The organism is Burkholderia sp. BCC0419 (genome assembly GCF_902830285.1).
Taxonomy (GTDB): Bacteria; Pseudomonadota; Gammaproteobacteria; order Burkholderiales; family Burkholderiaceae; genus Burkholderia.
This window is the reverse complement of sequence record NZ_CADESR010000004.1, coordinates 30,010-50,400: the sequence shown is the minus strand read 5'-3', so window position 1 is coordinate 50,400 and position 20,391 is coordinate 30,010. Positions and strand designations below refer to the sequence as shown.

23 protein-coding genes are annotated in these 20,391 nt (G+C 66.7%); 9 read left to right on the top strand and 14 right to left on the bottom strand.

Annotation, left to right across the window (positions count from 1 at the left end):
* Positions 1-72: 72 nt before the first annotated feature.
* From HWW87_RS22125 to copC, 4 genes are all read right to left on the bottom strand, one after another.
* On the bottom strand, positions 73-1,002 hold the full coding sequence (locus tag HWW87_RS22125) for a LysR family transcriptional regulator (protein ID WP_175822151.1): 930 nt from the start codon (positions 1,000-1,002) through the stop codon (positions 73-75).
* Between the two features lie 165 nt (positions 1,003-1,167).
* Positions 1,168-1,941 carry an SDR family oxidoreductase gene (locus HWW87_RS22120; protein ID WP_006478064.1) on the bottom strand — a complete coding sequence of 258 codons (774 nt, stop codon included), beginning with the start codon at positions 1,939-1,941 and terminating at the stop codon, positions 1,168-1,170.
* Positions 1,942-2,120: 179 nt separating this feature from the next.
* Positions 2,121-2,621, bottom strand: coding sequence for a DinB family protein (locus tag HWW87_RS22115; RefSeq protein ID WP_175822150.1), 501 nt, complete (start codon positions 2,619-2,621; stop codon positions 2,121-2,123).
* Between the two features lie 66 nt (positions 2,622-2,687).
* Complete coding sequence (gene copC / locus HWW87_RS22110) at positions 2,688-3,062, bottom strand: copper homeostasis periplasmic binding protein CopC (protein WP_175822149.1); 375 nt, start codon at positions 3,060-3,062, stop codon at positions 2,688-2,690.
* A 112-nt stretch (positions 3,063-3,174) separates the two neighbouring features.
* On the opposite strand from copC, the gene HWW87_RS22105 reads away from it, so the two are divergent.
* Together HWW87_RS22105 and HWW87_RS22100 are read left to right on the top strand one after the other, a co-directional pair.
* Positions 3,175-3,891 carry a 16S rRNA pseudouridine(516) synthase gene (locus HWW87_RS22105; RefSeq protein ID WP_175822148.1) on the top strand — a complete coding sequence of 239 codons (717 nt, stop codon included), beginning with the start codon at positions 3,175-3,177 and terminating at the stop codon, positions 3,889-3,891.
* A gap of 106 nt (positions 3,892-3,997) precedes the next feature.
* A complete protein-coding gene (locus tag HWW87_RS22100; protein ID WP_175822147.1) occupies positions 3,998-4,186 on the top strand; it encodes a hypothetical protein in 189 nt (62 codons plus the stop codon).
* Here the strand turns inward: HWW87_RS22100 and HWW87_RS22095 are convergent.
* Entirely contained in the window at positions 4,169-5,206 is a 1,038-nt protein-coding gene (locus tag HWW87_RS22095) for an NAD-dependent epimerase/dehydratase family protein (protein ID WP_175822146.1), read from the bottom strand. The two genes, HWW87_RS22100 and HWW87_RS22095, sit on opposite strands and share 18 nt — an antisense overlap.
* A 107-nt stretch (positions 5,207-5,313) precedes the next feature.
* On the opposite strand from HWW87_RS22095, the gene HWW87_RS22090 reads away from it, so the two are divergent.
* From HWW87_RS22090 to HWW87_RS22080, 3 genes are all read left to right on the top strand, one after another.
* Positions 5,314-6,345, top strand: a complete 1,032-nt coding sequence (locus tag HWW87_RS22090; RefSeq protein WP_175822145.1) for a CDP-6-deoxy-delta-3,4-glucoseen reductase — start codon at positions 5,314-5,316, stop codon at positions 6,343-6,345.
* 294 nt (positions 6,346-6,639) lie between these two features.
* A complete protein-coding gene (locus tag HWW87_RS22085; RefSeq protein ID WP_175822144.1) occupies positions 6,640-7,824 on the top strand; it encodes an acetylornithine transaminase in 1,185 nt (394 codons plus the stop codon).
* Positions 7,825-7,837: 13 nt separating this feature from the next.
* On the top strand, positions 7,838-8,293 hold the full coding sequence (locus tag HWW87_RS22080; protein WP_059576818.1) for a GNAT family acetyltransferase: 456 nt from the start codon (positions 7,838-7,840) through the stop codon (positions 8,291-8,293).
* A 207-nt stretch (positions 8,294-8,500) separates the two neighbouring features.
* Here the strand turns inward: HWW87_RS22080 and HWW87_RS22075 are convergent, their stop codons facing one another.
* From HWW87_RS22075 to HWW87_RS22045, 7 genes are all read right to left on the bottom strand, one after another.
* Complete coding sequence (locus tag HWW87_RS22075) at positions 8,501-9,217, bottom strand: ABC transporter ATP-binding protein (RefSeq protein ID WP_174432496.1); 717 nt, start codon at positions 9,215-9,217, stop codon at positions 8,501-8,503.
* A complete protein-coding gene (locus HWW87_RS22070) occupies positions 9,217-9,993 on the bottom strand; it encodes an ABC transporter ATP-binding protein (protein WP_174391175.1) in 777 nt (258 codons plus the stop codon). The genes HWW87_RS22075 and HWW87_RS22070 overlap by 1 nt, the downstream gene beginning before the upstream one ends.
* A gap of 23 nt (positions 9,994-10,016) precedes the next feature.
* Positions 10,017-11,186, bottom strand: a complete 1,170-nt coding sequence (locus HWW87_RS22065) for an ABC transporter ATP-binding protein (RefSeq protein ID WP_126362938.1) — start codon at positions 11,184-11,186, stop codon at positions 10,017-10,019.
* A gap of 19 nt (positions 11,187-11,205) precedes the next feature.
* Positions 11,206-12,156 (bottom strand): branched-chain amino acid ABC transporter permease, encoded by a 951-nt coding sequence (locus HWW87_RS22060; RefSeq protein ID WP_174391173.1) that lies wholly within the window; start codon positions 12,154-12,156, stop codon positions 11,206-11,208.
* Between the two features lie 211 nt (positions 12,157-12,367).
* Positions 12,368-13,012 carry an amino acid-binding protein gene (locus HWW87_RS22055; protein WP_244107320.1) on the bottom strand — a complete coding sequence of 215 codons (645 nt, stop codon included), beginning with the start codon at positions 13,010-13,012 and terminating at the stop codon, positions 12,368-12,370.
* A gap of 269 nt (positions 13,013-13,281) precedes the next feature.
* Complete coding sequence (gene ispH, locus HWW87_RS22050; protein WP_006488968.1) at positions 13,282-14,262, bottom strand: 4-hydroxy-3-methylbut-2-enyl diphosphate reductase; 981 nt, start codon at positions 14,260-14,262, stop codon at positions 13,282-13,284.
* 2 nt (positions 14,263-14,264) lie between these two features.
* Positions 14,265-14,720: a peptidylprolyl isomerase gene (locus tag HWW87_RS22045; RefSeq protein WP_006488950.1), complete on the bottom strand. Its 456-nt coding sequence runs from the start codon at positions 14,718-14,720 to the stop codon at positions 14,265-14,267.
* Between the two features lie 135 nt (positions 14,721-14,855).
* Between HWW87_RS22045 and radC the strand changes: the two genes are divergently transcribed.
* From radC to nadB, 4 genes are all read left to right on the top strand, one after another.
* Positions 14,856-15,629 carry a DNA repair protein RadC gene (radC, locus tag HWW87_RS22040; protein ID WP_175822142.1) on the top strand — a complete coding sequence of 258 codons (774 nt, stop codon included), beginning with the start codon at positions 14,856-14,858 and terminating at the stop codon, positions 15,627-15,629.
* A gap of 236 nt (positions 15,630-15,865) precedes the next feature.
* Complete coding sequence (rpmB, locus tag HWW87_RS22035) at positions 15,866-16,099, top strand: 50S ribosomal protein L28 (RefSeq protein ID WP_004186391.1); 234 nt, start codon at positions 15,866-15,868, stop codon at positions 16,097-16,099.
* Between the two features lie 17 nt (positions 16,100-16,116).
* Positions 16,117-16,284, top strand: a complete 168-nt coding sequence (gene rpmG, locus HWW87_RS22030; protein WP_006478046.1) for a 50S ribosomal protein L33 — start codon at positions 16,117-16,119, stop codon at positions 16,282-16,284.
* Positions 16,285-16,445: 161 nt separating this feature from the next.
* Positions 16,446-18,032: an L-aspartate oxidase gene (gene nadB / locus HWW87_RS22025; protein ID WP_174432493.1), complete on the top strand. Its 1,587-nt coding sequence runs from the start codon at positions 16,446-16,448 to the stop codon at positions 18,030-18,032.
* A gap of 96 nt (positions 18,033-18,128) precedes the next feature.
* Here nadB and nadC read toward each other — a convergent pair whose 3' ends face one another.
* Together nadC and nadA are read right to left on the bottom strand one after the other, a co-directional pair.
* The gene (gene nadC / locus HWW87_RS22020; RefSeq protein WP_175822141.1) at positions 18,129-19,010 is read right to left on the bottom strand and encodes a carboxylating nicotinate-nucleotide diphosphorylase; all 882 of its coding nucleotides are present in this window, start codon (positions 19,008-19,010) and stop codon (positions 18,129-18,131) included.
* Positions 19,007-20,143 carry a quinolinate synthase NadA gene (nadA, locus tag HWW87_RS22015; RefSeq protein WP_126362950.1) on the bottom strand — a complete coding sequence of 379 codons (1,137 nt, stop codon included), beginning with the start codon at positions 20,141-20,143 and terminating at the stop codon, positions 19,007-19,009. The genes nadC and nadA overlap by 4 nt, the downstream gene beginning before the upstream one ends.
* Positions 20,144-20,391 lie beyond the last annotated feature (248 nt).

Here is a 20,391-nt window from a genome sequence, read left to right as displayed (position 1 = left end):
TCAGGCCAGCAAACCGCCGATGCCCCGCGTTCGGGCGCGACGCCTGTTGTGGCGCCTGTCGTGGCGACTTTGTCAGTCGTCGCTGCCGCTCGCGCCCGCGTCGTTCAATGCATCCGCCATCAGCTCCCCGAACCACTCGATGAACGCGTTGAGCCTGCGCGATCGATGCCGGCGGTGCGGATACACGGCCGCCACGTCCATCGGCTCGGCGCGGTGGCCGGGCATCACGTCGACGAGTGCGCCGCTTGCCAGCAGATGCTCGACGTCGAAGCGCGGAATCTGGATCAGCCCCATTCCCGCGATACAGCTGGCGATATAGGTTTCGGCGTTGTTGACGATCACGCGGCTCGGCAGCGTCAGCATGTGCCGCTGCCCGTCCGCGCAGTATTCCCAGCCGAGCTCGCGCCCCGTCGTCGGCGACGCATAGCCGATCGCCCAGTGCCCGTGCGCAAGCGCATCCGGATGCTCGGGCACGCCGCATTCGCGCAGGTAATCGGGGCTCGCGCAGTTGATCAGCGTGAACTGCCCGAGCGGCCGCACGACAAGGCTGCTGTCCGCTAGCCGCCCGACGCGGATCGCGCAATCGACGCCCTCCTGCACGAGGTCGATCGTGCGGTCCGTCGAGCCGAGCGACAGTTGCAGCTTCGGGTGGCGGCGAAACAGCGACGGCAGCGCGGGCGCCACGACGCGGCGCGCGATCCGGCTCGGCACGTCGACGTTCAGCCGCCCGACCACGTCGCGGTCGCGGCGCCGAAACAGGCGGTCGAGTTCGTCGGCCTCCGCGAGCAGGCGCCGGCCGCGTTCGAGCAGCAGCGCGCCGTCGGCGGTCAGCTGCACCTGGCGCGTCGTGCGGTGCAAGAGGCGCGTGCCGAGCGCCATCTCAAGTTGCTGGACGGCCGCCGACACGGTCGCGCGCGGCACGTCGAGCGCATGCGCGGCCTTGATGAAGCTGCCCATCTCGGCAACCTGCAGGAAGATCCTGACCTGATCCAGCTTGTCCATCGGCGGGAAACCCGGGTTCGAACGACGGTCGGCGCCGGCTGCCGCGCATCGCGGCCGGCTTCGGCGACACAGAGAAAACGGGCGCGCGGCCTCGTGGCTGCGCGCCCGTCCATTGTCCACGCAAACGCGCCAGTGCGGTGCGCCGCGCGGCCGCAAGCGGCCCGGTTACTTGGTCGTATAGCCGCCGTTGATCAGGATCGTCTGCCCCGTGATCCACCAGCCGTCGGTCACGAGATGGCGGATGAACGGCACGACGTCCTCGATGTCGGTCAGCCCGGTCTTGCTGAACGGCGACAGCGCGGCGGCCGTCTTGTGGTACGCGACCGCATCGGCGCCTTCGGCCGGATAGAAGAACGGCGTGTCCATCGGCCCCGGCCCGACGGCCGTCACCGAGATCCCGCGCGCGCCGTATTCCTTCGACGCCGCGCGCGTGAAGTGCTCGACCGGCGCCTTCGACCCTTCGTACGCCGCGTAGAACGGCGTGAACGCGCCGAGCAGCGACGTCACCAGCGTGACGAGCTTGCCGTGATCCTCGAGGTGCCGCCCGGCTTCCTTGATGAAGAAGAACGCCGACTTGCTGTTGACCGCGAACATCTCGTCGTACTCGGCTTCGCTGATCTCGGTGAACGGCTTCTTCAGCACCTTGCCGACCGTGTTGATCGCGATGTCGATCTTGCCGAAACGCTGCTTCGCATCGTCGAACAGCTTCTCGACCGCGGCGGCCGTCGTGAGGTCTGCCTGGAACGTCGCGGCTTCCGCGCCGGCCGCGCGCACCGCGGCGGCCGTCTCCTCGGCCTGCGCCTGCGACGCCGCGCTGTTGTAGTGAATCGCCACCGCCTTCGCGCCGTGGCCCGCCAGGTCCCGGGCGATCAGGCCGCCGAGATTCTTTGCGCCGCCTGCGATCAGGACGACCTTGTCTGCGAGCGTATGAGTTGCCACGGTTGACTCCTTGTTTCGTTGGACGAAGCTAGGAGTGTAGGCATGCGCGACGCGCCGGTCAGCCGGTTGCGGCTGGATGGATTATCCAGAAAACCGATCCAATCGAAGCCACGCAAGGTGGCCTGCCGCACCGACGGCGGCGCCGGATTCTGCAGTCGATTACGCGGCCGCCGGCCAGCTCAGCGCGCGTACAGCGCCGCGTCGATCTTGCCGAGCAGCCACTGCATGCCAGCCAGATGCTGCTGATCGTGGCTGCACAGGTAATGGACGAGCCCGCGCACGGTCAGCGAACCGTAGCCGTCGAACTCGCCGGTCCGCTCGAACTGTTCGGGCGTGAGGCGCGACAGCAGCTCCAGCGTCTCGCGCCGCGCGTCGCGAATCGCCGTGAGCACGTCGGACGCATAGGCGTCGTTGTAGCGCCGCTCGGTCGCGAGCGCGTCGCCGTCGATCGAGACGAGCAGCGGCCGGTCTTCGTCGAGCATGCGCCGCAGCCGCACGTGATAGCCGTCGATCTCGATGTCGCGCACGTGGCAGAGCTGCCCGAGCGGCGAGAAATGCTCGCTCGGAATGCCGGCCCAGTCGTCGGGGGTCCAGCGCGCATAGCCGTCGGGCACGGCCGCGAAATACGCTTCGAGCTGACGGGGGAAATCGGCGAGTGCGTCGAGCGTCGTCGGATTCATGCGGGAGACTCCCTGTCGGATAAAGGCGGGCGGCAACCCTGGCACGGGCCTGCCGCCGCCGTTGCGTCACTTCACGCTGAAGCCGTACGCGCCCTGCGTGCGATGCCCGTCGGTCGCGACGGCCACCCACTTCACCGTGTACGCGCCCGTGCCGAGCGCCGCGAGCGGCACCGTCATCCGCTTGCGGTTCGACGCGTCGATGCGCGCGCGGTCGTTCGACACCGTCTTGCCGTCGCCGTCGACGACGACGATCGAGCTGAATGCCGGCTCCAGCGGCTCGGTGAAGTCGATCGTGACGGCGGCCGGTGCGGTAGCCACCGCCGCGCCCGCCGCCGGGTCGCTGTTCGCGAGATGCGCGTGCGCGAACGCGGCCGACGAAACGGTCGCGGCGACGATGACGGCGGCAGCGTGGCGGCCGAACGGGAATGAATCGAAAGGCATGGACTTTCCGTGAAGAATGAACGGGCGCCGCGCGGCGCAGCGTTCCGGCAGCTTACCAGCGCATGCGCGTTCATGCCGGTCAGGCGCCGCCGCTTGATAGAATGCGCGCGCTATGGATCTCGAAAGCATTCTCTACACCCAGGGCTTCGGCTCGCGCCGCCAGTGCCGCGGCCTGATCGAAGCAGGCCGCGTCGCCGTCGCGGGCGCCGCCGCGACCGACCCGGACGCCACCTTCGACACCGACGGCCTCGTGTTCACGGTCGACGATACGGCATGGCCGTTCCATGCGCGCGCGTATCTCGCGCTCAACAAGCCGGCCGGCTACGAGTGTTCGCGCGATCCGCAGCACCATGCGAGCGTGTTCAGCCTGCTGCCCGCGCCGCTCGTCGCGCGCGGCGTGCAGTGCGTCGGCCGGCTCGACCAGGACACGACCGGCCTGCTGCTGCTGTCCGACGACGGCCAGTTCGTGCACGCGTACACGTCGCCGAAGCGCAAGGTGCCGAAGACCTACGTCGCGACCGTGCGCCACCCGCTCGACGACGCGCAACTGCACGCGCTGCGCACCGGCGTGCAGTTGCATGGCGAGCCGAAGCCGATCGCGGCCGTCGCCGCCGACGCCCGCGACACGCACGCGCTCGCGCTGACCGTGCTCGAAGGCAAGTACCACCAGGTCAAGCGGATGGTCGCGGCGGCGAGCAACCGCGTCGAATTGCTGCACCGCGAAAGCATCGGCGGCTTCGCGCTGCCGGCCGACCTCGCGCCCGGCGCATGGCGGTGGCTCGACGAAGCCGACCTTGCCGCGCTGCGCAATCCCGTCGAAACCCTGTAAGGGAAAATCCGCACGACCGTTCGGTGTCCGGCCACGTCTCGGCCGCAGGTTCCCCCGCTATACTCAAATCACAAGCTGCAAGAGCAGCGATGCAGGGGGAGACATCATGAACATCAACCATTCTTTCGAACTGTCGTCGGCGATGATCGCGTTCGCGGTCATCGGTGTGATCGTGATCGGCGGCCTGCTGGCCACGATGCACCTGAAGCACAAATATCATCCGAACCTGATCGGCGCGCTGATCGGTGCGCTGCTGTGCTTCCTGCTGATCGAGGCGTTACCGGCGCTCACCTGATGCACTGCCCGGCGCGAGCGTTTGAAGGAAATCGTCTACGGTCGGATAGCGCAGCGTCACGCACAATTCGGCCTTGAGCCGTGCGTTGGACAGGCGCCGCGACTCGCGCATGAACGACAGCAGCGTCGGCTCCAGCAGGCGCTCCGCGTCCGCGCGGCTGACGCGCGGCGGCCTCGGCAGGCCGAGCACCTGCGCGACCCGGTCGAAATACTCTCCCATCCGCAGTTCGGTGTCGTCCGACGCGTGCACAACGCGCGCCGGCTTGCCGCGCTCGGCCGCACGGCGCAGGATCGCCGCGAGATCGTCCGCGTGGATGTGGTTCGTGTACACGTCGTCGGCCGGCTCGAGCGCCGGCGTGCCGCGCTCGAGCCGCGCGATCGGCAGGCGGTTCGCCGCGTAGATGCCGGGAATGCGCACGATGCGCGCGGACAGCACGCCGCGCACCGTCGCCGCACGCAGTTGCCGCTCGGCCGACACGCGCCGGAATGCGCGCGGGTTCGCGGGGCGCAGCGGGTGCGTTTCGTCGATGCGCGCGCCGCCGCAGTCGCCGTAGACGCCCGTCGTGCTGGCGTAGACCAGCCTCGGCGCGCGAAGACCGTCGGGTACAATACGCGCTGCCCGAACGGGCGCGCCGGCCTGTCGCGCCGCGCTGCGCAGCGTTCGGAGCCGGCCGACCGCCGGTGCCGTCGGTGCCGCCGGCCGACGCGCAGGCATGGACGTTGCGGCGATCAGCGCACGCGTGCGCCGGTCGTCGCGGCCGTCGGATGGCGGCGGCGCGAGATGCAGGATCGTGCGGGCGAGGCCCGCGAGACGGCCGAGCGTCGCCGGGCGATCGAGGTCGCCGACGATCGGCGTCGCGCCTGCGGCGCGCAGTTCGTCGCGGCGGGCCGGGTGGCTCGTCAGCGCGAGGATGCGCAGGTTGCGGCGCGCGTCACGCCATTGCGCGACGCAGCGCATGCCGACGTCGCCGCAGCCGACGATCAGTACGCGCGGCCGGCGCAGGATTCGTGTCGCGATCATGTTGGTTGCGAAATCAGGAGCCGCCGTTGCGCGACGCGCAACGGTTTTGCATTGTAGCTGCCGTGCGCGACATGCACGGTCCCCCCATTTTGTTCTAGTTTGGTTCTATGGCATTCAACGTCACTCTCAAGCAAAGCGGCCGGCAATTCCAGGTCGAGTCGGACGAAACCGTGCTGGCGGCGGCGCTGCGCCAGAACGTCCATCTGCCGTACGGCTGCAAGAACGGCGCGTGCGGCTCCTGCAAGGGCCAGATCGTGTCGGGCCAGATCGAACAGGGCCCGCATGCCGCGTCGGCGTTGTCCAACGACGAACGCACGCGCGGCCTCGCGCTGCTGTGCTGCTCGAAGGCGCAATGCGATCTCGAGATCGACGTGCGCGAGATCGCCGGCGTCGACGGCGTGCAGGTCAAGAAGCTGCCGTGCCGGATCGCCGCGCTCGAACGCAAGGCGGACGACGTGATGGTCGTGAAGCTGCAGTTGCCCGCCAACGAACGCCTGCAGTACCTCGCGGGCCAGTACGTCGAATTCATCCTGAAGGACGGCTCGCGCCGCAGCTACTCGATGGCGAACGCGCCGCACGAGGAAGGCCCGATCGAGCTGCACATCCGCCACATGCCGGGCGGCAAGTTCACCGATCACGTGTTCGGTGCGATGAAGGAGCGCGACATCCTGCGCTTCGAAGGCCCGCTCGGCACGTTCTTCCTGCGCGAGGATTCGGACAAGCCGATCGTGCTGCTCGCGTCGGGCACCGGCTTCGCGCCGATCAAGGCGATCATCGAGCATGTGAAGCACTCGGGCATCACGCGCCCGATGACGCTCTACTGGGGCGCGCGCCGCAAGAAGGACATCTACCTCGGCGAGCTCGCCGAGCAGTGGGCGCGCGAGATCCCGAACTTCACGTACGTGCCGGTGCTCTCCGAGCCGGACGACGCCGACCAGTGGACGGGCCGCACCGGCTTCGTCCACCGCGCGGTGATCGAGGACCTGCCCGATCTGTCCGGCCACCAGGTGTACGCGTGCGGCGCGCCGGTGATGGTCGAATCCGCGCAGCGCGACTTCACGCAGCATCACGCGCTGCCGGCCGACGAGTTCTACGCGGACTCGTTCACGAGCGCCGCCGATCTCGCGCATCCGGTCTGAGCACCGGGCGCGCCCGCGTCCCCGCTGCGCGCCGCCCGTGTCACATCCGTGGCATCGCGGCGGTTTACAGTGGGGCGCGGGATGCCTTATGCTTGCGCACATGAACCGCTTCCTGTCCGCTCTCCGACGTCGCCGCTCGCCGCTCCGCCCGGATGCCGCCGGCTCGTCACGGACTCGCGCGTAACCCTCCTCCGCTTCACCGGTTACGCACAAGCTGTTCGACCCACCAGCCACGGCCTTCCGTGGCTTTTTTATTGCCCGTTTCCCTTTCAACGCCCGCTGGAGTCTGCTGCCATGCCCCTGAACGATTATCCGATCGACTCGCTGATGTACATCACGAACCGCCCCGACATCGTGTTTACGCACGGCAAGGGTTCGTGGCTCTACGATCACACGGGCAAGCGCTATCTCGACTTCATCCAGGGTTGGGCCGTCAACAGCCTCGGCCACTGCAACGACGGCATCGTCGAAGCGCTGAAGAGCCAGGCCGAAAAGCTGCTGAACCCGTCGCCGGCGTTCTACAACGAGCCGATGGCGAAGCTCGCGGGCCTGCTCACGCAGCACAGCGTGTTCGACAAGGTGTTCTTCACGAACAGCGGCGCGGAGGCGAACGAAGGCGCGATCAAGCTCGCGCGCAAGTGGGGCCGCAAGTTCAAGAACGGCGCGTACGAGATCATCACGTTCGACCACAGCTTCCACGGCCGCACGCTCGCGACGATGTCGGCCAGCGGCAAGCCGGGCTGGGACACGATCTACGCACCGCAGGTGCCGGGCTTCCCGAAGGCCGAGCTGAACAACATCGAGTCGGTCGAGAAGCTGATCACCGACAAGACCGTCGCCGTGATGCTCGAACCGATCCAGGGCGAAGGCGGCGTGATCCCGGCCACGCGCGAATTCATGCAGGCGCTGCGCGCGCTGACGAAGCAGCACAACCTGCTGCTGATCGTCGACGAAGTGCAGAGCGGCTGCGGCCGCGCGGGCACGCTGTTCGCGTACGAGCTGTCCGGCATCGAGCCGGACGTCATGACGCTCGCGAAGGGCATCGGCGGCGGCGCACCGCTCGGCGCGCTGCTGTCGAAAGCCGATGTCGCGGTGTTCGAGGCCGGCGACCAGGGCGGCACGTACAACGGCAACCCGCTGATGACGGCGGTCGGCTATTCGGTGATCTCGCAGCTCGTCGCGCCCGGCTTCCTCGAAGGGGTGCGTGCGCGCAGCGAGTATCTGAAGCGCAAGCTGCTCGAGCTGTCGGAGGAACGCGGCTTCGAGGGCGAACGCGGCGAAGGCCTGCTGCGCGCGCTGCTGCTCGGCAAGGACATCGGCCCGCAGATCGTCGAGAAGGCGCGCGACATGCAGCCCGACGGCCTGCTGCTGAACGCCGCACGGCCGAACCTGCTGCGCTTCATGCCCGCGCTGAACGTGACGACCGAAGAGATCGACCAGATGATGGCGATGCTGCGGTCGATCCTCGACACGCTGTAAGGAGACCGCCGCGATGGATGCCGCCGCCGATGCTGTCGCGATCCGCCCGTTCGAACGCGCCGATACCGATGCGGTGCTCGCGGTCTGGCGCGACGCGTTCCCGCAGTACGACGAAGCCGGTGCGCCGCCGCACCGCGATCCGCTGCGATCGATCGAGCTGAAGCTCGCGACGCAGCCGGAACTGTTCTTCGTCGCGACCAGCGGGGCGCGCGTCGTCGGCACGCTGATGGCCGGTTTCGACGGACATCGCGGCTGGCTCTACTCGTTCGGCGTCGCGAACGACGCACGCCGGCTCGGCGTCGGCCGCGCGCTGATTGCGCATGCGGAACGCGCGCTCGCCGCGCGCGGCTGCCTGAAGATCAACCTGCAGGTGCTGCCCGGCAACGACGACGCGTGCCGCTTCTACGCGGCGCTCGGCTATCGCGTCGAGGAACGCATCTCGTTCGGCAAGACGCTGCCCGCCGCGTAACACGGCCGCCGGCAGCGGCGCGGCTCAGCGCGTGATCGGCCCCGCGCCCGGCAGCGCATGCGCGGTGCAACAGTCGAATGGAGTCGCCTTGGCGCGCATAGTTCGACGCGAATCGCACACTACGAAAAAAAGCCGTCACGGTCGCCCGTGACGGCTTTTCGAAAGCCCGGGTGCGACATGCGCAACCGGGCCCGTTCATTCGATCGCTTACTCGCCCAGATACGCGGCGCGCACCTTCGGATCGTCGAGCATCTGCTTCGCGTCGCCTTCCATCGTGACCGTGCCCGAATCCATCACGTAGGCGCGGTCGGCCGCCTGCAGCGCGAGGCGTGCGTTCTGCTCGACCAGCAGCACCGTGATGCCCTCCTTCGAGATCTCGCGCACCACTTCGAAGATCTTCTCGACCATGATCGGCGACAGGCCCATCGACGGCTCGTCGAGCAGCAGCAGCTTCGGCTTCGACAGGATCGCGCGCGACATCGCCAGCATCTGCTGCTCGCCGCCCGACAGCGTGCCCGCGAGCTGCGTCGCCCGTTCCTTCAGGCGCGGGAAGAAGCCGAACATCCGGTCGACGTCCTTCTTGATCTGCTCGTTGTCGTTGCGCAGGTACGCGCCCATCTGCATGTTCTCGATGATCGACATCCGCGCGAAGATCCCGCGGCCTTCCGGCACCATCGCGAGGCCGCGCTTGAGCAGTTCGTGCGACGGCACGCCCTTGATCGACTTGCCGTCGTACTCGATGTCGCCCGCCGAGTACGGTTTCAGGCCGGTGATCGCCTTCATCGTCGTGGTCTTGCCGGCGCCGTTCGCGCCGATCAGCGTCACGAGCTCGCCCTGACGGACTTCCATGTCAACGCCCTTGACGGCCTGGATGCCGCCGTAGTTGACCTGCAAGCCCTTGATTTTCAACATTGCCGCTGCCATCAGTGCACCCCTGCGCCGAGATATGCCTCAATCACCTTCGGATTCTTCTGCACGTCCTGCGGCAGACCCTCGGCGATTACCTTGCCGTAATCGAGCACCGTCATCCGGTTGCACAGCCCCATCACGAGCTTCACGTCGTGCTCGATCAGCAGGATCGTGCGGCCGTCCGAGCGGATCTTGTCGAGCAGGCGCGTGAGTTCGACCTTCTCGGTCGCGTTCATCCCGGCGGCCGGCTCGTCGAGCGCGAGCAGCTTCGGGTCGGTCGCCAGGGCCCGTGCGATTTCCAGACGACGCTGGTGACCGTACGACAGGTTGCGCGACGTGTAGTCGGCGTACTGCAGCACGCCGACGTATTCGAGCAGCTCGATCGCGCGTTCCTTGATCTCGCGCTCTTCCTTGCGCTCGGCCGGCGTCTGGAACACCGCACCGAGGAGCCCGTGCTTGGTGCGCACGTGGCGGCCCACCATCACGTTCTCGAGCGCCGTCATGCCGCCGAACAGGCGGATGTTCTGGAACGTGCGCGCGATGCCGGCCTTGGCCACCTGGTGCACGGCCGTCGGCGTGTAGTTCGTGCCGTCCAGCTTGAAGTCGCCGGAGTCCGGCGTGTAGAGGCCCGTGATCACGTTGAAGAACGTCGTCTTGCCGGCGCCGTTCGGGCCGATCAGACCATAGATCTCGCCTTCGCGGATCTGCAGGCCGACGTCGGACAGTGCCTGCAGCCCGCCGAAGCGCTTGTTCACGCCCTGCACGGACAGTCGGATTTGCTTGTCGCTCATGTGTGTATCCCCTTGTCCGTAGGTTAAGCGCGCACCGGCTTCTTGCTGTTGCGCTTCGCCAGTTTCGCGATCTTGTCCTCATGCTTCGGCGCGGGCCACAGGCCTTCCGAGCGGTACAGCATGATGATCACCATCGCGAGGCCGTACAGCGCCTGACGGATCACTTCCGTATCGACGATGTCATGACCGAACAGCGCATGCTGCAGCGGGCTCATCGTCGAGCGCAGGAATTCCGGGAAGATCGCGAGCAGCACCGCACCCAGGATCACGCCCGGGATGTGGCCCATGCCGCCGAGCACCACGCAGGCGAGCACGACGATCGATTCCCAGAACGTGAACGATTCGGGCGACACGAAGCCCTGGAACGCGCCGAACATCGAGCCCGACAGGCCGCCGAACGACGCGCCCATCGCGAACGCGAGCAGCTTCACGTTACGGGTGTTGATGCCCATCGCCTTCGCCGCGATCTCGTCTTCGCGGATCGCTGCCCACGCGCGGCCGATACGCGAGTGCTGCAGACGCGTACACACCCAGATCACCAGCAGCGAGCAGAGCACGAACAGGTAGTAGTACATGTACACCGACGGCAGCTGGAAGCCGAACAGCGAGTGCGTCTGCGACAGGTTGAAGCCGCCGACGTGCACCGGATCGATGCCCGTGATCCCCTTCGGGCCGTTGGTGATGTTCACCGGACGGTCGAGGTTGTTCATGAAGATCCGGACGATTTCACCGAAGCCGAGCGTGACGATCGCCAGGTAGTCGCCGCGCAGGCGCAGCGTCGGCGCGCCGAGCAGGATCCCGAAGGTCGCCGCCAGCGCCATCGCGATTGGCACGATCAGCAGGAACGGGATGTGCAGCCCGTTCGGCGCGAGCGCCGCGATCCACTCGAACTGCGAGGTCAGGTGCGGCGAGCTCAGGAGCGCCGCCGTGTATGCGCCCACCGCGTAGAACGCGATGTAGCCGAGGTCGAGCAGGCCGGCGAAGCCGACCACCACGTTCAGGCCCAGCGCGAGCATCACGTACAGCATCGCGAAGTCGAGCACGCGGACCCAGTAGTTGCCGCCGGCCGAGCCGATCACGATCGGCGCGGCGATCACGAGGACCGCGGTGAGGAGGCCGATGACGACGGTCTTGGCGGTGTTGCGCTCTTCGACGAGCGACGTCGACGATTCGATCGGTTGAATGGATGTCATGTTGTTTGCTCCCCTTCCGTTACGCGCGATCCGCGACCCGTTCGCCCAGCAGGCCCGACGGACGGAACACCAGCACGATGATCAGCACGACGAAGGCGAACACGTCCTGGTAGTTACTGCCGAATACGCCGCCCGTGAGGTTGCCGATGTAGCCGGCCCCGAGCTGCTCGATCAGGCCGAGCAGCACGCCGCCGACCATCGCGCCGCCGAGGTTGCCGATCCCGCCGAGCACCGCCGCGGTGAACGCCTTCATGCCGGGGATGAAGCCCATGTAGAAGTGCACGTTGCCGTATTCGGACGCGATCATCACGCCGGCCAGCGCGGCGAGCGCGGAGCCGATCATGAACGTCGCGGAGATCACGAAGTTCGGGTTCACGCCCATCAGGCTTGCCGTATTCGGGCTTTCGGCGATCGCGCGCATCGCGCGGCCGAGCTTGGTCTTGTGCACGAGCAGCAGCAGGCCGGCCATCACGAGGAACGCGACCGCGATGATCACGATTTCAGTGACCGAGATCACGGCGCCGGGCGTCGTGTCGGTGGCCTTGATCACGTTGATCGGGTCGGTCGGCAGCAATTGCGGGAACGGCAGCGGGTTGCGCGACCAGATGATCATCGCAGCCGTCTGCAGCAGGATCGACACGCCGATCGCGGTGATCAGCGGCGCGAGGCGCGGCGCGCGGCGCAGCGGCCGGTACGCGACCCGTTCGATCGTGAAGCCGACGAACGCACAGACGACCGCGGCGATGCCCAGGCCGATCGTCAGCGTCGCGACGTTGCCGAGTCCGGGAAAGTGGTTCTGCAGCACGGTGATGGCCGACAGCGCGACCATCGCGCCGATCATCAGCACGTCGCCGTGCGCGAAGTTGATGATGCCGAGAATGCCGTACACCATCGTGTATCCCAACGCGATGATGGCGTACACACTGCCGAGCACCAGCCCGTTGAGAACCTGCTGGACGAAAATATCCATTTAAAGCTCCTTGGCCCATGCTGCCGGAGGACGTTGCGCCCCGCGGGTAAGCGAGGAATCGCGCCTTCTCGGCGACACTGCGGGTACTAGTCGATACCGGTAAGGGTGGATCGTCCCGGCGCGCGCCGCCCGGCCTGTACGGCCGGACCTGCCGCCGGAGCGGATACAAGAACGGCACCGCACTGTTTCGGTGCCGTCATGAGTCCCGTCGCTAAATCGTCACGACATCGAGGACGGTGTTCGTGGCCTCCTTGAAGTCGTGGGGCAGCATGCCGAGACGGCCGTCGTCCGGTTTCCCGGCATCCGTGCGTTGGCCCGTCCAGTACCAAGCAAGCATCGTGCCCGGACGGATCGGATTCCGCGCCGCGTCGCCCGGCAAGGCGTTGCGGCAGCCGCGCCCGACTTTCGTCAGGACTGCATCGGAATCCATCGTACGAATCAGGCTGCGCGCCACGACACGGGTGGTCGCGGCGGCACGCTGTTTCGTCGAATCGAATTGAAGGGGGGGCAGTGGCCTCGGCACGCTGCCGGCAACGCCGCGATCGTCCGGCATCCGTCGACCGGCGGCTTGCCGCGACGCAGCCTGCATGCCCGCTGCCGGCCCGGTCGTCGGGCCAAGCGCGTTGATTTCCTCGATCGTCAAACGTGCCCCGTGTTCCTTGTCCCTGCCCAGTTGCGCGATACGGCGCGCCGATGGCGCCGCACGTCCGCGTCCGGCGACGCACACGCCGCTGGCCGATGGTGCTGCGAACACCCCAGCCTCCCTGCCCGCCCCGTCGTCGCTCTTTTTTCTGCAGCCGGCAAGCATTGCAACCGGTGCGGCGACGGACACGGCGTAAGCCAACTTCACATGCATTGAATGGTCTCCCGCGCCTTGCCAAAATCCGATTTCAAAGCCATTCCGGCTTGAAAACGGGCGCATTGTAACTCCATTTATAGGACGCCAATATTCCTGATTCGATGGGGTTTTCCTGCATTGCAACCAATTTTGAGACAAGACCGGACGCACCGGGAGCAACCGGGTTGCACCATGATTGGGAATAATGGTTGCGATTGCAATTTCGACGCACGAAAAAAAGCGCGCCGGGCGGCGCGCTTCGGTGTTCCGCGGGTGCGATGCGGCAATCAGGCGGCGGGCGGCAGGTTCAACCCGCGCGGCAGCGGAAACGACACGTTTTCCTCGATGCCGTCGAGTGCGCGGACGTTGCGCACGCCGAGTTCGCGCAGCCGCGCGATCACGGCCTGGGCGAGCACCTCGGGCGCCGACGCGCCGGCCGTCACGCCGATGCGGCGCTTGCCGGCGACCCACGCCGGATCGATCTGGTCCGGCGCATCGACCATGTACGCGGCCACGCCGCGCTTTTCGGCCACTTCACGCAGCCGGCTCGAGTTCGAGCTGTTCGGACTCCCGACCACGATCACGACATCGCATTGCGGCGCCATGAACTTCACCGCGTCCTGGCGGTTCTGCGTCGCATAGCAGATGTCCTGCTTCTTCGGTTCGCGGATCTTCGGATACTTCGCCTTCAGCGCGCCGATGATCTCGGCCGCGTCGTCGACGGACAGCGTCGTCTGCGTGACGAGCGCGATGCGCTCGGGATCGGCGAGCTCGAGCTTCTGCACGTCCTCGACGCTTTCGACGAGGTGCATGCCGCGCTCGACCTGGCCCATCGTGCCTTCGACTTCGGGATGGCCCTTGTGCCCGATCATGACGATGTCGACGCCGTCCTGGCGCATCTTCGCCACTTCGACGTGCACCTTCGTGACGAGCGGGCAGGTTGCGTCGTAAATGCGCAGCCCGCGCACGTCGGCCTCGTCACGCACGGCTTTCGACACGCCGTGCGCACTGAAGATCACGGTGTTGCCGGCCGGCACTTCCTCGAGTTCCTCGACGAAGATCGCGCCCTTCTTCTTCAGATCCTCGACCACGTACTTGTTGTGGACGATTTCGTGACGCACGTAGATCGGCGCACCGTGCATCGCGATGGCGCGCTCGACGATCTCGATCGCGCGGTCGACGCCCGCGCAGAAACCGCGCGGCTGGGCCAGCAGGATTTCGGCGTCGGCGGCGACGGTCTGCCCGGACAGCGTATCGGTGGTACTCATAATTACAGGATTCCGATGATTTTCACTTCGAACGTGAGCGCCTGGCCCGCGAGCGGATGATTGAAGTCGAACAGCGCCGAGGTCTCGCTGACTTCCTTCAGCACCCCCGCGTAGCGGCCGCCATCCGGTGCATTGAACTCGATGAGTTCGCCCGGCGTGAAATCGTCGCCGACCATCCCGTTCTCGCGCAGCGTCGACAGCGTCACGCGCTGGAGCATGTCGGGATTGCGGGGACCGAACCCCTGATCGGGGGCTAGCTGAAAAGTCGAGTGGTCGCCGACCCTGAGCCCGAGCAGAATCTGTTCCAGCGACGGCGCCAGTTGCCCCGCGCCCAGCAACAGCGTGGCCGGCTTGTCCGAGAAGGTGTTGACGATGTCGGCGCCGTCGGCCAGTGCCAGCCGGTAATGCAACGTGACGTGGGAACCGGGCTTCACTTCGGATAGATCGATGAGGCTCATGAATTACTCGTTCAGTCGGCGCCCGATACGGCCGAATGGCCCGGCGCAAAGCCAATATTGTAAGTCACCTGAGCGTGCAAGGCGGAAAGTGCGACGACGTTGCGCACACCGCCCGCCGCCAATGGAGTTCCGACCATGCCGTCACCCTGCCTCATCCTGCCGTCGGCCGAATGCCGCGACACCGCCGACGCGCCGGCCGATCCGCCCGCCCGCGTCATCCCGATCAACCGGCGCAGGCGCCGCCCGGGCGACTGGCGGCCCGAGCGGCCGCGCGAGCGGCTGCTGGAGCGCGGGCCGGCCGCGCTGACCGACGACGAGCTGATCGCGCTGCTGCTCGGCACCGGCAAGCCCGGTCACGATGTATTCGTCACCGCCCGCGGACTGGTCGAGCAGTTCGGCACGTTGCACGGGCTGCTCGAGGCGACCACCGACGATTTCGAGGCGCACCCCGGCATCGGCCCCGCACGCTCCGCGCGGCTCGTCGCGGTCACCGAGATCGCGCGGCGCATGCTGGTGGAGAAAGTGGAAGAACGGATGCAGATCGACTCGCCCGGCGCGGTCGAGGATTGCCTGCGACTGAAGATCGGCACGCGCCAGTACGAAGTGTTCATCGCGGTCTATCTGGACGCGCGCAACCGCCTGATCGACATGGAGGAAATCGCGCGCGGCTCGCTCACGCGCATGGCCGTCTATCCGCGCGAGATCGTGCGCCGCGCGATGAAGCAGAACGCCGCGGCGCTGATCGTCGCGCACAACCATCCGTCGGGCGCGGTGCAGCCGAGCGCGGAAGACCGCCGCCTGACCCGCGTGCTGAAAGACGCGCTCGAACTCGTCGACGTGCGGCTGCTCGATCACGTCGTCGTCGGCGTCAGCGATACTTTCTCGTTCGCGCGGGCTGGTTGGCTGTAGACTGTGGCGCGGCGGCCCATCCCGGGCGCCGCAACGGCGAAGTGAAATTAGGTTTGATTTTTCTGAACTTTTTCTGCTAGAATCGCCGTCTGTATTTTTTCCAACCAGTTCTAGCCATCGAAGGGCCTTGTCTGTAAGGGCTACGGCGTTCTGAGTGCAGCCATGGATCACGTGGCGGTGCGATGGAACCTTCACCGGCGATCGAACCCCGAATTTAGCGTATTAGGAGTGCTCTCATGGCACGCGTATGCCAAGTAACTGGGAAAGCGCCGATGAGCGGCAACAACGTTTCCCACGCCAACAACAAGACCAAGCGTCGCTTCCTGCCGAACCTGCAAAACCGCCGGTTCTGGGTAGAGAGCGAAAACCGCTGGGTGCGCCTGCGCGTCTCGAACGCCGGCCTGCGCCTGATCGACAAGAACGGCATCGATTCCGTGCTCGCTGACCTGCGCGCACGCGGCGAAGCCTAAGCCCAAGGAGCACAATCATGGCAAAAGGCGCCCGCGACAAGATCAAGCTCGAGTCGACCGCTGGTACGGGTCACTTCTACACGACCACGAAGAACAAGCGCAACATGCCGGAAAAGATGGCGATCAAGAAGTTCGATCCCGTCGTCCGCAAGCATGTGGAATACAAAGAAACCAAGATCAAGTAATCCCCTGGTTTCTGCAGCCTGACGGCGACCGAAAAGCCCCGCACATGCGGGGCTTTTCGTTTTGGCGCGCACGCGCGAGCCCGACGCGGTATGCTCTCCTCTTTCCGCGGCCACGACCGACGGAACGCACCAGACTAAAAGCGTAACGATGGAGATGCAGCATGAAATTCGACGTGGCGATCGTCGGCAGCGGCCTGGCAGGGCTGTCGGTCGCACTCAACCTGGCCAGCACGCGACGTGTCGCGCTGATCGCGAAACGTTCGATGATGGAGGGGGCGAGCGATAACGCGCAGGGCGGCATCGCGGCCGTCCTCGACTCGGCGGACAGCATCGAGAACCACGTCGACGACACGCTGGTCGCCGGTGGCGGCCTGTGCGACGAAGGCGCGACGCGCTACATCGTCGAGCACGGCCGCGAAGCAATCGAATGGCTGATCTCGCAAGGCGTGCCGTTCACGAAGGACGACGCGGCCGAACTCGGCTTTCACCTGACGCGCGAAGGCGGCCACAGTCACCGCCGCATCATCCACGCGGCCGATGCGACCGGCCATGCGGTGCTCGCGACGCTGTCGGAGCGCGCGCGCCAGCATCCGAACATCACGTTCTTCGAAAACCACCATGCGATCGACCTGATCACGTCGGACCGGCTCGGCCTGCCCGGCCGTCGCTGTCACGGCCTGTATGCGCTCGACGTCGACAACGACCGCACGATCACGATCGAGGCGCCGCATACGGTGCTCGCCACCGGCGGCGCCGGCAAGGTCTACCTGTACACGACGAACCCCGACACCGCGACCGGCGACGGCATCGCGATGGCGTGGCGGGCGGGCTGCCGCGTGTCGAACATGGAATTCATCCAGTTCCACCCGACCTGCCTGTTCCATCCGTACGCGAAGTCGTTCCTGATTTCGGAAGCCGTGCGCGGCGAAGGCGGCCTGCTGAAGCTGCCCGACGGCACGCGCTTCATGCCCGCGCACGATCCTCGCGCGGAACTCGCGCCGCGCGACATCGTCGCGCGCGCGATCGACTTCGAGATCAAGAAGCGCGGGATCGACTGCGTGTATCTCGACATCAGCCATCAGCCGGAAGCGTTCCTGCGCGAACATTTCCCGACGATCCATGCGCGCTGCCTCGAATTCGGCATCGACATCGCGAAACAGCCAATCCCCGTCGTGCCGGCCGCGCACTATACGTGCGGCGGCGTCGTCACCGATCTCGCGGGGCGCACCGATCTCGCGGGCCTGTACGCGGTCGGCGAAACGTCGTACACGGGGCTGCACGGCGCGAACCGGCTCGCGAGCAACTCGCTGCTCGAATGTCTCGTGATCGGCCGCGCGGCGGCCGAGGCGATCGAAGCGGCCGGCTTCGAGGCCCAGACGCCCACCGCACTGCCCGCGTGGGACGAAAGCCGCGTGTCGGATGCGGACGAGGAAGTCGTCGTGGCACACAACTGGGACGAACTGCGCCGCCTGATGTGGAACTACGTCGGCATCGTGCGCACCGACAAGCGCCTCGAGCGCGCGAAGCACCGGCTGTCGCTGCTGCGCGACGAGATCCACGAGTACTACGCGAATTTCCGCGTGACGCGCGATCTGCTCGAACTGCGCAACCTCGTCGACGTGGCCACGCTGATCGTGAAGAGCGCGCACTCGCGCCGCGAAAGCCGCGGGCTGCACTATAGCCGCGACTGGCCGCATACGCTGCCGAAGGCATTGCCGAGCGTGCTCACGCCGCGCGTGCGCCGCTGAGCGGCGCGCCGCCCTTCCCGGCTGCGGCCGCGGCACAAGAAAAAAGCCGTTGGCGTTTGCGCGCCAACGGCTTTTTGTCTGACAGACGACGTTCGATCAGTCGACGATCCGCATCGAATAGTCCGTCGCCCGCACGTCCTTCGTCAGCGCGCCGATCGAGATGCGATCGACGCCCGTCTCCGCGAACGCGCGCACCGTATCGAAATTGACGCCGCCCGATACTTCGAGCACGGCCTTGCCATCCGCCACGCGCACCGCTTCGCGCATCATGTCGAGCGTGAAGTTATCGAGCAGCACCGACTGCGCGCGATGCGCGAGCGCCGTGTCGAGCTGCGCGAGCGTCTCGACCTCGACCTGCACGGGCACGCCCGACTCCAGCGCGAACGCCGCATCGAGCGCCTCGCCGACACCGCCTGCCGCCGCGATGTGGTTCTCCTTGATCAGGATGCCGTCGTACAGCGCGAGACGCTGGTTCTCGCCACCGCCCACACGCACGGCGTACTTCTGCGCGAGCCGCAGCCCCGGCAGCGTCTTGCGCGTATCGAGGATCTTCGCGCGCGTGCCTTCGACGCGATCGACGTAACGGCGCGTCGCGGTCGCGACGCCCGACAGCAGCTGCAGGAAGTTGAGCCCGTTGCGCTCGGCCGTCAGCAGCGCGCGCGCCGGCCCTTCGAGTTCGCACACGGTCGAATCGGCCGTCATCCGGTCGCCTTCGCGATAGCGCCATTGCACGACGATCGACGGATCGATCCGCGCGATCACGGCCTCGAACCACGGCACGCCGCACAGCACGGCTTCCTCGCGCACGATGATCCGCGCGCGGCGGCGCTCGCCGGCCGGCACGAGCCGCCCGGTCTGGTCGCCGGTGCCGACGTCTTCGGCGATCGCATCGGCCACGTTGCGCGCGATCGCTTCGTCGAATGCCGCGCCGTATTGGGCGCGGACGCTGTCGAACAGCGGGGATACGGCGTTGCTCATGCAGGCCCCACGTTCGCAAACAGTTGCTGGTCGCGCTGCAAGTCGCCGCTCGCCTGCACGCGCTTCTTGTGCGCAGCCGCGAATTCGAGCATCCGGTCGATCGGCAAACGCGCGCGCTCGCCGATCGCGGGATCGACGAAGATCTCGTTGTGACCGCGTTCGAGCACGTCGGCGAGGTTCGCGAGGCCGTTCATCGCCATCCACGGGCAGTGCGCGCAGCTCTTGCAGGTCGCGCTGTTGCCGGCCGTCGGCGCCGCGATGAAGGTCTTGCCGGGCGCGGCAAGCTGCATCTTGTGCAGGATGCCGAGATCGGTCGCGACGATGAAGCGCTTCGCGTCAAACTTGACGGCCGCGTCGATCAGCTGCGTGGTCGAGCCGACGACATCGGCCTGCGCCACGACGTTTTCCGGCGACTCCGGATGGACGAGCACCTTCGCGTCCGGATATTCGGCGCGCAGCAGGTCGAGCTCGATACCTTTGAACTCGTCGTGAACGAGACACGAGCCCTGCCACAGCAGCATGTCCGCGCCGGTTTTCTTCTGGATATAGCTGCCCAGATGGCGGTCCGGCGCCCAGATGATCTTTTCGCCGCGCGCGTGCAGGTCGGCCACGATCTCGAGGCCGATCGACGACGTGACCATCCAGTCCGCGCGCGCCTTCACGGCCGCGCTCGTGTTCGCGTAGACGACGACGGTACGGTCCGGATGCGCATCGCAGAATGCCGAGAATTCGTCGACCGGGCAGCCGAGGTCGAGCGAACAGGTCGCGTCGAGATCGGGCATCAGGATCCGTTTGTTCGGGCTGAGGATCTTCGCGGTTTCGCCCATGAAGCGCACGCCGGCGACGACCAGCGTCTGCGCATCGTGATCGCGGCCGAAGCGGGCCATTTCGAGTGAATCGGCCACGCAGCCGCCCGTTTCGTCGGCCAGTTCCTGCAGTTCGGCATCCACGTAGTAGTGGGCGACGAGCACGGCCTTTTCACGGGCGAGCAACGCCTTGATGCGTGCCTTCAGCGCAGCGCGCTCCTCGGCGGACGGCGCCTCGGGCACCTTGGCCCATGCCTGTCCCACGCCGCACACGGTCCCTGCTGCGACGGGCCGGTCGTACTCGACGGGTTTGATCGTCGATTGCATCTCCATATCTCCTGTCGATCAGAGTTAGCGCTTTAGCGCTTACTCTGATCCCATGCTTCGCGGTCGATCAGAGTTAGCGCTTTAGCGCTTATTCTGATCCCATGCTTCGCGGTCGATCAGCGTTAGCGCTTCAACACTACTCCGATCCCATCCTCTTCGCTCGCCCCGGGGCACCGCTACGCCGCCGCCCCAAGCCTCACACAAATTCCGGCCCTGCCGATCGCGTCCCGCAAAAACCGGCGGCCCAA